Source organism: Pseudomonas sp. Sample_16 (genome assembly GCF_004307665.1).
In the GTDB taxonomy this organism is placed as follows: Bacteria; Pseudomonadota; Gammaproteobacteria; order Pseudomonadales; family Pseudomonadaceae; genus Aquipseudomonas.
This window is the reverse complement of record NZ_RCOB01000068.1, coordinates 1-14,310: the sequence shown is the minus strand read 5'-3', so window position 1 is coordinate 14,310 and position 14,310 is coordinate 1. Positions and strand designations below refer to the sequence as shown.

At 60.4% G+C, this 14,310-nt stretch carries 15 protein-coding genes and 1 tRNA gene; 4 read left to right on the top strand and 12 right to left on the bottom strand.

What is annotated here, in order from left to right:
* Nucleotides 1-6: 6 nt before the first annotated feature.
* The 10 genes from D8U69_RS09910 to antA form a co-directional block, all read right to left on the bottom strand.
* A complete protein-coding gene (locus D8U69_RS09910) occupies nt 7-951 on the bottom strand; it encodes a PDR/VanB family oxidoreductase (RefSeq protein WP_130907219.1) in 945 nt (314 codons plus the stop codon).
* A 121-nt stretch (nt 952-1,072) separates the two neighbouring features.
* Complete coding sequence (locus D8U69_RS09905) at nt 1,073-1,867, bottom strand: alpha/beta hydrolase (protein ID WP_130907218.1); 795 nt, start codon at nt 1,865-1,867, stop codon at nt 1,073-1,075.
* A gap of 6 nt (nt 1,868-1,873) precedes the next feature.
* A complete protein-coding gene (locus D8U69_RS09900; protein ID WP_130907217.1) occupies nt 1,874-2,560 on the bottom strand; it encodes an ABC transporter ATP-binding protein in 687 nt (228 codons plus the stop codon).
* A complete protein-coding gene (locus tag D8U69_RS09895; protein WP_056857087.1) occupies nt 2,553-3,302 on the bottom strand; it encodes an ABC transporter ATP-binding protein in 750 nt (249 codons plus the stop codon). Before D8U69_RS09895 ends, D8U69_RS09900 begins: the two co-directional genes overlap by 8 nt.
* The gene (locus D8U69_RS09890) at nt 3,299-4,315 is read right to left on the bottom strand and encodes a branched-chain amino acid ABC transporter permease (RefSeq protein ID WP_056857088.1); all 1,017 of its coding nucleotides are present in this window, start codon (nt 4,313-4,315) and stop codon (nt 3,299-3,301) included. The genes D8U69_RS09895 and D8U69_RS09890 overlap by 4 nt, the downstream gene beginning before the upstream one ends.
* A gap of 10 nt (nt 4,316-4,325) precedes the next feature.
* Complete coding sequence (locus D8U69_RS09885; protein ID WP_046038155.1) at nt 4,326-5,237, bottom strand: branched-chain amino acid ABC transporter permease; 912 nt, start codon at nt 5,235-5,237, stop codon at nt 4,326-4,328.
* A gap of 66 nt (nt 5,238-5,303) precedes the next feature.
* Nucleotides 5,304-6,464: an ABC transporter substrate-binding protein gene (locus D8U69_RS09880; RefSeq protein WP_056857089.1), complete on the bottom strand. Its 1,161-nt coding sequence runs from the start codon at nt 6,462-6,464 to the stop codon at nt 5,304-5,306.
* 104 nt (nt 6,465-6,568) lie between these two features.
* Nucleotides 6,569-7,591: an anthranilate 1,2-dioxygenase electron transfer component AntC gene (gene antC / locus D8U69_RS09875; protein WP_130907216.1), complete on the bottom strand. Its 1,023-nt coding sequence runs from the start codon at nt 7,589-7,591 to the stop codon at nt 6,569-6,571.
* A 19-nt stretch (nt 7,592-7,610) separates the two neighbouring features.
* Nucleotides 7,611-8,102: an anthranilate 1,2-dioxygenase small subunit gene (antB, locus tag D8U69_RS09870; RefSeq protein ID WP_056857091.1), complete on the bottom strand. Its 492-nt coding sequence runs from the start codon at nt 8,100-8,102 to the stop codon at nt 7,611-7,613.
* 2 nt (nt 8,103-8,104) lie between these two features.
* Nucleotides 8,105-9,508, bottom strand: a complete 1,404-nt coding sequence (gene antA / locus D8U69_RS09865) for an anthranilate 1,2-dioxygenase large subunit (protein WP_056857105.1) — start codon at nt 9,506-9,508, stop codon at nt 8,105-8,107.
* 360 nt (nt 9,509-9,868) lie between these two features.
* Here antA and D8U69_RS09860 point away from each other — a divergent pair, with 360 nt between their 5' ends.
* The 3 genes from D8U69_RS09860 to D8U69_RS09850 all read left to right on the top strand — a co-directional run bounded on the left by D8U69_RS09860 (nt 9,869) and on the right by D8U69_RS09850 (nt 13,389).
* The gene (locus tag D8U69_RS09860) at nt 9,869-11,119 is read left to right on the top strand and encodes an OprD family porin (protein WP_130907215.1); all 1,251 of its coding nucleotides are present in this window, start codon (nt 9,869-9,871) and stop codon (nt 11,117-11,119) included.
* Nucleotides 11,120-11,378: 259 nt separating this feature from the next.
* Nucleotides 11,379-12,392, top strand: a complete 1,014-nt coding sequence (locus tag D8U69_RS09855; RefSeq protein ID WP_177336616.1) for an AraC family transcriptional regulator — start codon at nt 11,379-11,381, stop codon at nt 12,390-12,392.
* Nucleotide 12,393: 1 nt separating this feature from the next.
* On the top strand, nt 12,394-13,389 hold the full coding sequence (locus D8U69_RS09850) for an AraC family transcriptional regulator (protein ID WP_130907214.1): 996 nt from the start codon (nt 12,394-12,396) through the stop codon (nt 13,387-13,389).
* Nucleotides 13,390-13,469: 80 nt separating this feature from the next.
* On the opposite strand, the gene D8U69_RS09845 is transcribed toward D8U69_RS09850, so the two are convergent.
* Nucleotides 13,470-13,545: transfer RNA gene (locus D8U69_RS09845), tRNA-Asn, on the bottom strand.
* Between the two features lie 230 nt (nt 13,546-13,775).
* Between D8U69_RS09845 and D8U69_RS09840 the strand changes: the two genes are divergently transcribed.
* Entirely contained in the window at nt 13,776-14,006 is a 231-nt protein-coding gene (locus D8U69_RS09840) for a hypothetical protein (protein ID WP_056857094.1), read from the top strand.
* On the opposite strand, the gene D8U69_RS09835 is transcribed toward D8U69_RS09840, so the two are convergent.
* The gene (locus D8U69_RS09835) at nt 14,003-14,215 is read right to left on the bottom strand and encodes a hypothetical protein (protein ID WP_130907213.1); all 213 of its coding nucleotides are present in this window, start codon (nt 14,213-14,215) and stop codon (nt 14,003-14,005) included. The two genes, D8U69_RS09840 and D8U69_RS09835, sit on opposite strands and share 4 nt — an antisense overlap.
* Nucleotides 14,216-14,310 lie beyond the last annotated feature (95 nt).

The window sequence follows — 14,310 nt, the reverse complement described above, 5'->3', positions numbered from 1 at the left end:
GGCTTGTCACAGATCGAGCACCAGCAGCGCGCTGCTGGCACGGGAGACACAGGTGCAGAAACTGCCGGTGGCGCGTTCGCGCTCCGACAGGCAGATGTCACGGTGGTCTGGCTGACCGTCGATGACCTGGGCGACGCACACCCCGCAGTCACCTCGTCGGCAATCGAACATCGGGTCCAGGCCGGCCTGGAGCATGGCGTCCAGCACGCTTTGCCCGGCGGCCACCTGCAGGTTCACGCCGCTTTCGCGCAGGTGCACTTCAAAGCCTTGATCGCCGGCCATTTCCAAAGCGCCGCTGAACAGTTCGTAGTGCAGGTGATCTTCTGCCCAGTCCTGTTCGCGAGCGCAGGACAGCACGCTGTTGAGCAGGGCGGTCGGGCCGCAGATATAGAGGTGCAGGCCGGGTCTTGGCGCGGCAAGGATCGCGGCGGCAGGCAAGCGCTTTTGCGGGTCGCCGCCGCTGATCCAGCAATGGTGGTCGAGGCAGGCGCGAGCTTCTGGCAGATAGGCCATCTGCGTTTCGTCGCGACCGGCGTAATGCAGGGTGAAGGACTTGCCCGCTGCTTGCAGTGACCGGGCCATGCTGAGCATCGGCGTGATACCGATGCCCCCGGCGATCAGCAGGGCATGCTCGGTGGTTTCACACAATGGGAAGTGGTTGCGTGGCGCCTCGGCCAGCAGTTCATCGCCGACCTTGAGCGAGTGCACCCAACGCGATCCACCTGTGCTCGACTCTTCGAGCTGAACGGCGATTTCGTAGTGTGCACCATCGGGCAGGTTGACCAGCGAATAGGCTCGGCGTTGAGCGCGACTGCCAGGGACATGCAACTCAAGGTGCGCCCCGGCGGTGAAGCCGGGCAAAGGCTGGGCGTTGCTGGACACCAGCAGCACGCGGCGGATTCTTGGGGTCAGAGGCTCGATCTGTTGGACCCTGAGCGAGAGGCTGGACATACGCAATTCCTGTCTGAATTCGTAGCCACTGTATGAAGCCTCAGAGGGTCAAAAAAGCCGCAAACGGCAAACCGGTATCCACTTCTGGCGAGAGTGATTGTTGCAGGAGCGAGGCCCGCTCCTACCGGTTCAGGAACTCAAGTAAAACCCGCAAGTGTTCACCCTCAGCCTTCGCCAGATCGTCCAGCACTGCAAAGTGATGACACCCTGCAAGCTCGACCAGGCTCACGGCCTGCCCGGCCTCGCGACAGGCACTGGCGTACTCGCGGGAATGGCGTATCAACTCCGGCAACTCATCTGCGCCCACGGTCAGCAGCAGCGGTGCGCCATCGCCGATCAGCCTTTGCGGGCTATAGCGCTGGATGTCTTCGTCGCTCAGTTGCAGCTTGTCGTTCAGCCAGCAACAGCTGATGGGTTCCAGCTCCATCAGGCCGCTGATCGGCATGGCCAGGGTCACCAGCGGATGCCGGCGATGCAACGCAGTCAGGTGGCCACCCGCCGAGTGCCCGCACAGCACCACTTGCTGGCCGATGTTGAAGAGTTCGCAATGCGCCAACAGGTAGTCCAGAGCCTTGCCGATCTGGCCGACGATGGTGCCCATGCTTGCCTCGGGCGCAAGGGTGTACTCCAGCAACCCGACATTGCAGCCGGCCTCGATCAGGCCTTCGGCGATAAAGGCGTAGTCTTCCTTGTCCGAGGCCTGCCAGTAACCGCCGTGGATGAACAGCAGTGTCGGCGCCCCGGCATTCGCCTGGGCGTACCAGTCGAATCGCTCGCGTATGGCATCGCCATACGCCAGGTCACGCTGCCAGGCATGGCGCTTGTAGGTCTGGGCACTGCGTTGACGAAAACCCTGCATGATCTGAGGAAAATTACCCACGGCGGCGACGTTGTTGTAAGCCTGATCGAGGTTCATGTCCGCTCACACTCCCAGGTAGCGTTGTGACAGTTCGGGTTGCGCCGCCAGTTCCAGCGGTGTGCCGTCCCAGACCTGGCGCCCCTTCTCGATGATGTGATGACGGTCGACCACCCGCGCCATTTCCTTGAGGTTTTTGTCGATTACCAGAATCGTCTCGCCCTCGGCCTTGAGGGTGGCCAGGCAACTCCAGATCTGCTCGCGAATGATCGGTGCCAGGCCTTCAGTGGCTTCGTCGAGAATCAGCAGGTTGGGGTTGGTCAACAACGCGCGGCCGACTACCAGCATCTGCTGCTCGCCGCCTGACAGGGTGCGTGACAGTTGGTCCTGGCGTTCCAGCAAGCGCGGAAACAGTCCATAGACCCGCGCCAGATCCCACTTGCCCCGCGTAGCGGTGGCAAGCAGATTTTCCCGCACGCTCAAGGTTCCGAACGCGCGGCGACCCTCCGGCACCAGGCCCAGGCCGGCCTTGGCGATTCGATAGGGCGCAGCTCCACGCATTTCCGTGCCGTTGATGCGGATGCTTCCGGCACTGGGCTTGAGCAATCCCATGATCGACTTGACCGTGGTGGTCTTGCCCATGCCGTTGCGGCCGATCAGCGACACCACCTGGCCCTGCTCGATGCTCAGGTGCATGTCGAACAACACCTGGCTCAAGCCGTAGCCCGCTTTCAAACCTTGAACCTCAAGCATGTTCTTCTCCCAGGTAAGCGGCCCGTACTTGCGGGTCATTGCGCACTTGTTCGACGCTGCCGGTCAGCACCGTCTGGCCATACACCAGCACCGTGATGCGGTCGGCGAGGGCGAATACCGCGTCCATGTCGTGTTCGACCAGCAGGATCGCGTACCGGCCCTTGAGGCTGTGCAGCAGCTCGGTCATGCGCGCAGATTCGTCGGCCCCCATCCCGGCCATCGGTTCATCAAGCAATAGCACCGAAGCTTCCTGGGCCAGTGCGAGTGCGATCTCCAGTTGCCGCCGTTCGCCGTGGGACAGTTCGTGGACCGGGTCTTGCGCGCGAAGACCCAGGCCCACCTGTTGCAAGTAGCCCTGCGCCGGTTCCAGCAGGCGGGTGTCGCGGCTCAGCGGACGCCACATGCCGAACGCCTTGCCGTCGCGGGCAGCGATGGCCAGGGCGACGTTTTCCAGCAGGGTGAACTCGGTATACAGCTGGCTGACCTGGAAGGCCCGCGCCAATCCCAGGCGCGGCCGCTGCCAGGCCGGCACGCGGGTAATGTCCTGGCCATTGAGGTGAATCTGGCCCTGGTCGGGAAAAATCTCCCCGGCGATCTGCGCGATCAGCGTGGATTTACCGGCGCCGTTGGGGCCAATGATGGCGTGCAACTCGCCCTTGGCCAGTTCAAGGCTGGCGCCATTAGTGGCCTTCACCGCGCCGAAGGCCTTGTGCAGATCATGAATCGATAGTTGTGCGCTCATGGGCGTGCCTCCACAGCGGCGTTCGGTTTGATGGCAACTCTCTTCGGTTTGCGCTGCAACAGACTCAGCAGCAATCCGTAGACGCCTTTCTTGCCGAACAGCACCACCAGCAAAAGCAGAGGCCCGAAGATCAGCATCCAGTGCTCGGTCCACTGGCTCAGCACCTGTTCAAGGCCCAGGTAAGTGGCCGCGCCCAGCAGTGGGCCGAGCAGGGTGCCGACGCCACCGAGGATCACCATTGCCATCAGCTCGCCGGACTTGTGCCAGGCGCCCATGTCGGGGCTCACGAATAACGCGTAGTTAGCCCACAAAATCCCCGCCAGGCCACCGCCGGTGCCGGCGATCACAAACGCCGTCAGGCGATAGCGCAAGGGTTTGAGGCCCAGGCTGACGCTGCGCCGCTCGCTTTGCTTGAGCCCGCGCAACACAAAACCGAAACGCGAATTGACCAGTCGCCGGCACAGCAGCAACCAGCCGGCCAGCAAGGCCACGCACAGGTAGTAGAAGTGGTTGGCGTCACCCAGATCCAGCGCGCCGAAGGTATTGCGCTCGTTAAGCAGAATGCCGTCGTCGCCGCCGTACAACGACAGCGAACCGAGCACGAAGTAGAGCATCTGGCCGAACGCCAGTGTGATCATGATGAACTGCACGCCACTGGTGCGCAGCGACAGATAACCCACCAGCAGCGAGAGCAGTGCGCAGACCAGCAAGGCCAGGGGCCACACCACCAGCGCACTGTTGCTGCCTTCCCAGCCCCACAACGGCATGCCTTGCGAAGTATGAAAAGCAACGATGCCAACAATGTAACCGCCCAGGCCGAAGAACGCGGCATGGCCGAAGCTGACCATGGCGCCGTAGCCGATCAGCAGGTCCAGGCTGATGGCCGCCATGCCGTAGATGGCAAGGCGGGTGAAGAAGCTGACCAGGTAAGGTTCGTGCAACCAGTGAGCCAGCAGCGGCATGCAGGCGAATGTCGCCAGGCACGCGAGGTCGATGATGAGGCGTGGTGACATAGCGTTCTCCTCAGGCGCGGGCCGGCAGCAGGCCGCGTGGGCGCACCAGCAGCACCAGGGCCATGACGATGTAGGCGCTGGCGGAAATCAGCCCGGCGCTCAGGGTGCCGCTGGTTTCGCTGGGTAACAGCTGGTCCAGCAGCGGCGGAATGTAGGCACGGCCGAGGCTGTCGACCATGCCGATCAGTAACGCCCCCACCAACGCACCGCGCACCGAGCCGACACCGCCGACGACGATGACCACGAAGGTGGTGATCAGGATCTTTTCACCCATGCCGATTTCCACCGACAGCAGCGGTGCGGCCATGAAACCGGCCAGGCCGCACAGTACGCAGCCGAATACGAACACCAGGGTGTACAGCCGGGCGATGTTGACGCCCAGCGCGCCGACCATTTCGTGGTCGTCGGCACCGGCGCGAATCAGCATGCCCAGGCGCGTGTGGTTGATCAGCAGCCACATGCCGACAGCCACTACCAGCCCTGCGGCGATGAACAGCAGCCGGCTGACCGGGTACATCAGCCCCGGCAGCACTTCGACAAAACTTGAATACCACTCGGGTGTGGGCATCGCCGGTGGGCTGCGGCCGAAGATCAGGGTCAGCAGTTCGTTGCTGAAAAACACCACGGCCAATGTCGCCAGTACCTGATCCAGGTGATCGCGATTGTAGAGGCGGCGCATGATCGAAGTTTCGATCAGCGCGCCGTAACAGGCCGAGCCGATCAGCGCGGCCAGGCCACCCAGCCAGAACGAGCCGGTGGCCATGGCGGTGTAGGCAGCACAGAACGCGCCGACCATATAGAAAGCACCGTGGGCCAGATTGATCACGCCCATGATGCCGAAAATCAGGGTCAGGCCTGAGGCCAGCAAAAACAGCAAGGCGCTGTATTGCAGGCCGTTGAGAATCTGTTCGAGCAATAACATGACTGCGTTCCTCACGAAAACGCCCCGCAGCTGTGCTGCAGGGCGAGGACAGGGCTCAGGTGCCGGTCAGATCGAGCATTGAGCGGCGTAGCTGTCGACGTGGCGGGTCGCCAGGGTCCTGATCGGCACTTCCACCAGCTTGCCGTCGGCACCGGCCTGCACTTGCAGCAGGTACCAGTCGATCACCGGGTGCTGGTTCTGGGCGAAGCTGAAGTCACCGCGAATGGAATCGAACTGGACGTTCTTCATCGCCGCGCGGAAAGCCGGCTGGTCTTTCAGATTGCCCTGGGAAGTTTTCAGGGCGGCGCCGATCAGCCGTGCCGTGTCGTAGGTCTGGGCGGCATACACCGTCGGGGCGCGCTTGTATTTCTCGGTGAAGGCCTTGACGAAAGCCTGGTTGGCCGGGTTGTCCGATTGCGGGTTCCAGAGGGTGACGACGTTGGTGCCCTTGGCCACATCGCCAACGGCGGCGAGCATGCGTTCATCCATGGAGAACACTGGCACCACCATCGGGATTTGCGCCGACAGGCCCGAGCCGCCGTATTGCTTGGCGAAGTTGATGCCGCCACCACCCGGATGAAACTGGAAGATCGCATCCGGTGTCAGTGCACGCACGCGCGCCAGTTCCACCGAAAAATCCAGCTGGTTGAGCTTGGTGTAGATCTCGGTCACTTCGCCCTTGAAGGTGCGCTTGAAGCCGGCCAAAGCGTCCCGACCGCCCTGATAGTTGGGCGCCAGAATCACCATCTTCTTGTAGCCCAGCTCGTTGGCAGCGACACCGGCCATTTCGTGCGGGGTGTCGTTCTGGTAGGAGCCGACGAAGTAGTTGGCCATGCATTTTTCACCGGCCAGGGTCGAGGGCGCAGTGTTGTTGCTGACGTAGAAGGCGTCCTTGGTGGCGGTGTTGATCACGGCCGCCAGCACGTTGGAAAAAATCACCCCGGTATACAGCGAAATGCCGTCCAGGCTCATGCGGTCGGCGATCTGCTTGGCCTTGGCCGGTTGCAGGCCGTCATCTTCCACGATGAGTTGCACCGGCACGCCGCCGAGCTTGCCGCCTTCCTGATCGATCGCCAGCTGGAAGCCGTCTCGCGAGTCTTCGCCCAGGTAGCCGGCGGGGGTGGAGAGGGTGGTGATGAAGCCGATTCGGACAGGCTCCACGGCCTGGGCAGCCGTCGCTGCGCAGAGGGAGGTTGCCAGACATGCACGCAATACCAGGTTTTTCATGAGGCGGCCTATGAAGTAGGTCGTGCCAACGCACGGTAGATGTCGATGAGGGCAGTGATTCGGTGTTCGGTCGGGCCGATTGATTGTTGTTATGGGGTGCTGCGTCAGCTGTTGCTCTCGGTGAACTTCTCCAGGTAAAGACGGCTGTGGTCCAGGCCGTGGTGCTGGCGCCAGTCCTTGATCGACTCGACCATCGGCGGCGGGCCGCACAGGTACAGGTCAAATGGCTGGTCACGCAGTTCGGCCAATTCGAGGTGTTCGGCGATGTAACCGGTCTTGCCCGGCCAGTCGGGGGCGGGGTTGCTGACCACCGGCGTAAAACGGAATCCCGGGATTCGTGCGGCATAGGCTTCGATGCGCGAAACCTCGCACAGGTCCGCGGCCTCGCGTACGCCGTAGTACAGGTGCACCGGGTGGCCGCAGCCTTGCTGCGCGGCGATCTGATCGAGCATCCCGAGGAATGCCGACAACCCGGTGCCGCCGGCTACCATCACCAGTGGCCGGTCGACATGGCGCAAGTAGAAGGCACCCAGCGGCGCCTCCATGTGAATCACGTCGCCGACCTGGCAGCGATCGCGCACGTAGTCGGTCATCACGCCGCTGGGCAGCAGTCGGATGAGGAACTGCAAGTTGCTGCTGCCCGGCGCGCAGGCAAAGGAATACGAGCGCCGATGTTCGGTACCCGGTACTTTCAGGCGAGCGTACTGTCCCGGCAGATAGTCCAGCGCCGCGCCCGCTGCGCCGACTTCCACATGCACGATGGCGGTGGTCGGGGAGACTTGCCGCACCTCGCTCACAGTGCCATGCAGGCTGCTCGGGCCGTTGCTGCCGCAGAGGCTGGAATCGAAATCGAAATAGAAAGCCGCGTCCGACTGCACGCGCGTCTGGCAGGTCAGCATTTTGCGCTCTGCCAGGTCGCTGGCGGACAAGGCCTCTTCGTCCACATAGTCCTGGGTGTACTGCCCGGATTCACAGCGGCCCTGGCAGGTCGCGCAAACCCCTTCGCGGCAGTCCAACGGAATCTTGATTCCACTGCGCAGGGCCGCGTCGAGCAGGATTTCATTGTTCTGCACGTTGCAGAAGAGTGTTTTGCCGTCGGCGAAACTGAAGGCGACCTTGTACGTCATGAGCGTTAATCCGCAGGGTTCAGAGATGGTAGAAATCGAGCACGGAGTTGATCGTGTCGTTGAGCAGAACCACATGTTTGCGGGCGATTTTCCAGCTCTCGCCGTCGGGGCGCAGACGATACGTGGCGTGGCCGAAGAACTGTTCGGCGGTCTGCATGCGGTAGTAGAGGGTGTTCCAGTTGACGCGCACTTCCAGCTCATCGTCCTGCAGCGACGCGATGCGCACATTGCTGATCAGGTGCAGGGTGCGCGGCATCGGGATGGTCGACGCCGCTTTGCCGGTGCGAATACGGAACACCCGGTCTTCCAGGCCGCCCCGGTTGGGGTAATAGATCAGCGACATGCCTTTTTTCGGGTCGGTGGTGTAGACGTGTTCCGAATCCCATTGCGGCAGATGGAATTCGCTGTCGTCGCTGAACATGGCCAGGTAGGTGTCCCAGTCCTGGGCATCGCAGGCTTCGGCTTTACGGTAAAGAAATTGCTCGACGCGGTATTGCAGTTGCGAATTCATCTTCACACCTCACGCAGTTTCAACGGTTGTTGTTCGGCAGCCTTGCGCGCCAGGCCCTCAAGCAAAAAGCGCTGCCAGTTGGCGTGCTGGTTGACGTACAGGCCTTCATGGGTGAATTCGGTGCCGGTCAGTGCCGGTGCGATGCCAATGGTCTCGCTGTTGCGAGTCGGGCCTTCGACCCACTTGCCCTGGCCGCGGGAAATATCGCTCCAGCGCTCCAGGCGCGCCTGGAAACCACGCTGGGCTTCACGGAACTCCACCAGGTCGTCGGGGGTGCCCATGCCGGACACGTTGAAGAAGTCTTCGAACTGACGAATGCGGTTTTCCCGATCCGCATCCGACTCGCCGACGACGCCCAGGCAGAAGCTGTTGATTTCTGTCTTGTTCCAGGCCAGCGGGCGGATGATCCGCAGCTGCGAGCTGATCTGGTCGAGGAAGAACATGCTCGGGTAGACGTTGAGGTTGCGCAGGCGGTGCATCATCCACTCGGCCTTGCCCTGGCCGTGTTCCTGGATCAGGCGCGGCATGATGCTGGCGTAACCCGGGCGCACGGCCGGGTTGGGCATGTCGCTGAACAGCACGCTGTGGCCATTGTGGAAGGCGAACCAGCCGTCATCGGTTTCCTTGTCGCCTGCGCCCAACTTGCTGTAGTCCAGGGTGTCGCTCGCGGTCAGGCCTTTCTCGGCATTGACCTGTTGGCGGTGCTGAACGGTGGCTACGTAGTTGTAGTGAACGGTGCTGACGTGATAGCCGTCCAGGCCGTTCTCGTTCTGCAGTTTCCAGTTACCGTCGTAGGTGTAGGCCGACTTGCCCGGCAGGACTTCGAGCTGACCGGTCGGCGACTGCGCCACCATCATGTCGAAGAACACCTTGGCGTCACCGAGGAAGTCTTCCAGGGTATCGGTGCCCTCTACGTTGAGGCTGACGAACACAAAGCCGTTGTAGCTTTCGATACGGGCTTTTTTCAGGCCGCGGGTGGCCTTGTCGAAACCTTCGGGATACTCGCCCGGCGCCTTGACCTTCACCAGGCGCCCGTCGCTTTTGTAGCACCAGGCATGGAAGGGGCAGGTGAAGGTTGACTGGTTTCCCTTGCCGACGCGGGTGAGGGTGGTGCCGCGGTGCTGGCAGGCGTTGATCAGGGCGTTGAGGCGACCTTCACCGTCACGGGTGATGATCAGTGGCTGACGCCCGGCCCGCATCGTCATGAAGTCATGGTTATTGGCGATCTCGCTTTCGTGACAGGCATAGATCCAGTTCTTCTCGAAAATCAGTTCCATTTCCAGATCGAACAATTCCGGATCGGTAAACATATCGCGGGCAATGCGATAAACACCGTCTTGCGGGCGGAAGTCCAGGCAACTTTCGATATAACTTTTCCACTGTTCGACACTTCGTGCAGTTGTCATTTCCCAGTCCTCGGCCAATGGGCTAATTCGTGCCTTCATTTAATGACGGGGTGGCCGGCAGGGTCTATCCGCTTATTAGTGGAAACCCATCCGGAAAATAAGCCCTGATACGCAGCTGTTGACGATAAATCCCCGTAAACACGGGCTTTCATCGCGATCGCTGGCTGAGCAAACGGCTATTTGTCGTTCAGTAACGGGATAGCCGCTGATGAACTTGTTACGGCTTAATTTCAATCGAAGCACCACCAGAGTGTCTCGCTTCAGGTCACTAAAACTGCCATTGCTCATGGCCCTGGGTTCTGTACCCGAAGTGCCTTCTATTCATGTGTTGCTATATAAGCGGCAGGGGGAAGAAATAATATGTTGCATAAAGCGTGGTTAGTTCGGGGGGTTCAAACAGTTGGCTTGTTGACGCCATTGTTGGCACAGGCAGATGTAGTCAGTGACAGCAAGCTGACGTTGGGTACCCGCAACTTTTACCTTGATCGGGATTACAAGGAGAACAACCCGCCCCATTCGCGAGTGGGCAGTTGGACCCAGGGTTTCGACCTGCGTTTTGCCTCCGGCTATACCGATGGCCCGCTGCAATTCGGCCTCGATGCAGAGGCGCAGTATGCCTTTCGACTGGACGGCGGTGGCGGGCGTGGCGATGACACCATCATCCCGTACAGCCAGAGTCGTCAGGAGCAGGCTGATGAATATGGCCGTGGCGGTGTGACGCTGAAAATGCGCTATTCAAAAACCGAACTGAAAGTCGGTGAGTTGCGGCCGTTTCTGCCAGTGGTGATCATTGACGACTCGCGCCAGTTGGTCACGACCTATCGCGGCGCCTTGCTCGAGTCCAAGGAAGTCGATCGTCTGACATTGACCGCCGGACGCCTGACGGAAATCGGCGCGCGTAACTCCTCCAATTACGAAAAACTGTACCTGCAGACCGGCTCCGGCGTGCGCCACGGCAGCGACGGTCTGAACCTCGCCGGCGCCAGTTATGCCTTGACGCCCTCAGTGACCGGCACCTACTTCTACGCGCAACTGGAAGACATCTATCAACAGCACTATCTGGGTATCACTCACCTGGCGGATCTGGGTGACGGTTATGGGCTGAAGACCGACCTGCGTTACTTCAATAACAACGAAGATGGCGAGGCCCTGTACGGAAACATTGATAACAGCTCCTACGGTGCCATGACCTCGCTCAAAAAGGGCGGCCATCGATTCGGCGTGGGCTACCAGCGGATGCTCGGCGACAGCAACTTTCCGACTTTGGGTGGTTATGTACCCCAGCCGTTTCTGGTGAACTGGTCGCGGGTAGGGTTCATCAAGCCCAACGAAAAATCCTGGCAGCTGCGTTATGACTTCGATTTCGCCGCCCTCGGCGTACCGGGCCTGAACTTCATGACCCGTTACTTCAAGGGTACTTCGGTGGACCGTGGCGACAACCTCAGCCAGGCAGCGGAGCAGGAGCGTAACCTGGTGCTGTCTTATGTGGTGCAAAGCGGTCCGCTCAAGGGCGTGGGTGTGGAAGCCGGCAATGTTGTCGCCAAATTCAGCCACGGCAATGACTGGGTGGAGAACCGTCTGATCACTACTTACACCTGGAAATTTTGGTAACGTCCTGCCCTCAAATCGAACGCGGTTGTGCGCTGAAGTGACGCCTTGGGTAGCGCATTACCCTTGGCGTCGACCTTTATCGGCACTGTTGCCGTGTGCATCAACGACGCGCAACGCGTTCAATATCCAGATTGTTTCCGATTACTAGCCAAAAAATGCGGATATCGCTTGTTCGCGCCGGCTGGGCACAGCCCTTGCAAATCCAATGAGAATACGCGCCGAAGAGCGTGTCGATGTCCATTGCCGTGGGTGTACTGAAATGACTGAACCAAATGTTGCCCAGTTTCGAGATATCCGCATAGATCGCTACGACCTGGCCGGTGCCCGCGCATGGATGGCCGGCATTTGCGGGCCACATGAGTTGCAGACCAGCCAGCCGAACCGGATTCAATTTCACCACAAGGCCAATGTGTTCAAATCCATGTCCACGACCTTGGGCCGGATGGAATACGGCACCGACGTGACCATCGGCGTCGAAGATGCCGAACACCTCAATTGCTACAGCCTCAGCCTGCCGATTCGTGGCGAGCAAGAGTTGCTCAAGGACGGTCGCCGGTTGTACTCCAATCAGGACCAGGGCCTGATCGTCACCCCCCACGAAACCCAGTCACTGACCATGGCCGGTGACTGCCACAAGATCTCCGTGGTGATTACCCGCATGGCCATGCGACAGACCCTGGAAGGCATGCTGCAGCGCCCGTTGGAAATGCCGCTGAAGTTCGAGCCGGTGATGGACGCGGTCAACGGCGCCTCTGCCTCCTGGTGGCGGCTGGCCCGTTATTACATCGATGAACTTGAGCGCGGCCAGGATCTGTTCAATCAGGTGTTCTTCACCCGCGATATCGAAAGCGCGCTGATCAAGGGCCTGATCCTTTCGCAGCCCAACAACTACAGTGCTGAACTGCGTGACCAATTGGGCGCCAAGTTGCCGTACTACTTGATACGCGCCAAGGATTTCATCGAAAGCAACGCCCGCGAAGACATGCACCTGGAGGACATCGAGGCGGCAGCAGGCGTGTCCCGCTTCAAACTGTTCGAAGGCTTTCGCAAACACTTCGGCGTCTCGCCCATGGCTTACCTGAAAAAGTATCGCCTCGGCGCGGTGCGCCAGGAAATTCTCGAAGACGCCTCGGTGCGCAACATCTCGGTGATCGCAATGTGTTGGGGGTTCTCGCATCTGGGTCGGTTCGCCAGCGAATACCGCAAGCTGTTCAACGAAACGCCGAGCGCCACCTTGCAACGCAGCGAAGCCCGTCGCAACCGGTCGCTTTGAAATGACGACTTTACACGCCGCCACCGCCAACAGCGTGGGCCTGAACTTGTCGCTGATGTGCCGCGAGCCGGTTTTCACCAGCCGTTCGGCGCAGGAAACCCAGCGTTTGATGGGGCAAGCGCTGGTGGAGCATGAGCTGGATTGGCCACGGGGCGGTGTCGACACGGCGTTCTATCGCGGCCAGGTCGCCAGCTGCGAACTGTATGCGTTGCGCTACGGTGGCCAGGTGGAGATCCGCCCGCGGCCTTTCGAAGATTTCGTACTGGTACAGATGCCACTGCGCGGCAGTGCCACCCTTGAGTCCGACGGCATGGGCTATGGCGTCAGCCCCGGAGAAGTGGCGATTCTGTCCCCGCGTGAACACGCGCGTGTGGTGTGGGAGGAGGGCTGTGAGCAACTGATCCTCAAATTGCCACGGGCATTGCTCGACGCCAGCCAGAACGCGCTGGCCGACGATTTGCCATCGGACTTCACGCTGGCGCCGGTCAGCCGCCTGCAACGGCCCCTGGCCATGCGCTGGTTTCGACTGGTCAGCGAATTGCTGGAGCATCTACCCGATGGCGAAGCGAGCGCTACGCCTTCGCGCTGGTTGCAGCATCTGGAGCAGAGCCTGCCGCTGTTTCTGCTCAGCCATTGTGGCATTACACAGCAAGAATCCTCGTCGCCGCGCCAGCCCACACGCCAACTGCAGAAAATCGAAGCGTGTATGCGCGAGCACCTTGCCCAGGGCATTACGCTGGCAGAATTGGCGGTTGCCGTCGGGGTAAGCATTCGCAGCTTAAATACCTTGTGCCAGCGCGAATACGGTCAAAGCCCTATGGACCGCTTGCGCGGATTACGCCTGGAAGCCGCCCGGGAGTACTTGCTGGCGAGGCCCTATTCCAGCGTGACTGAGGTGGCGCTGGAATTCGGCTTTGGCCATGTGGGGCGGTTTGCCAATTACTATCGGCAGCGGTTTGGCGAGCTGCCAAAGCAGACGATGAAGTCTCAGGCATGAGCAGGAAACGAGAGCACAAAAAAACCCGCCATAAGGCGGGTTTTTTTGATGGCTGGAGATTTTGATCTCCGAACCTTGTCTGGCTCCACGACCTGGACTCGAACCAGGGACCCAGTGATTAACAGTCACTTGCTCTACCAACTGAGCTATCGCGGAATGGCGCCTATGTTACTGATTCAAAAAGAGAAGTCAAGCGCCTGATATTAACTTCCGCGATTCATGGGGACGGACGGTGGTTTATCGGTGATTGGCGGTTACCAGAATCACTGGCGGGGTCTACCATGGCTGCCCGGAAGTGGTTACACGCGCTGCCGGCCATTCGCCGAAAAGGTACGCGCCATGTCTCGTTTGACCTCCACAACGCCTCGAAACCACGAGGTGCCTGCATGAGCATCACCCAGATCAGTCTGCCCAAAGGGGTTGGTCCGCACGCTGAAAAACTCTTCGACGCAATTACCCAGGCCAGCACCTCTGATGAGTTGAATCGCGCCGGTGGCAAGGCTGAAGGGTTCGTCCTGGGCCTGGAAAGCACCAAGGCGATCAAGAGCCAGGTTGCCGAAGCGCTTTACGTCGCCTATGACGACGCCGCCAGCCAGCGCGCGACCGAGTTGGCCTAGCCGCCGAAAGTGATCGTGCCAAGCATCAGTTTGGCATACAGCGCCGTGGCGCCCAGTTGCACCAGCCACAAGGCCAGACCGCCGAGAAATACGCCGGCAGCGACTTGCATCACCAGGTTGTTGCCGCGTTGTTTGGCCGGGGCGCGAGGGGTGAAGCGATCCAGGTCATCCAGGTCATCGCGGTCAGCACGCAGGTTGTCGTTTTTCATATCGGCTCTCATAAGACATCTCAGGTACAAACACAAAAAAAACCTGTAGATACTCTGTTCACGGTCAAGCTTTCGCGAGATGTTTTTCGCTAAAA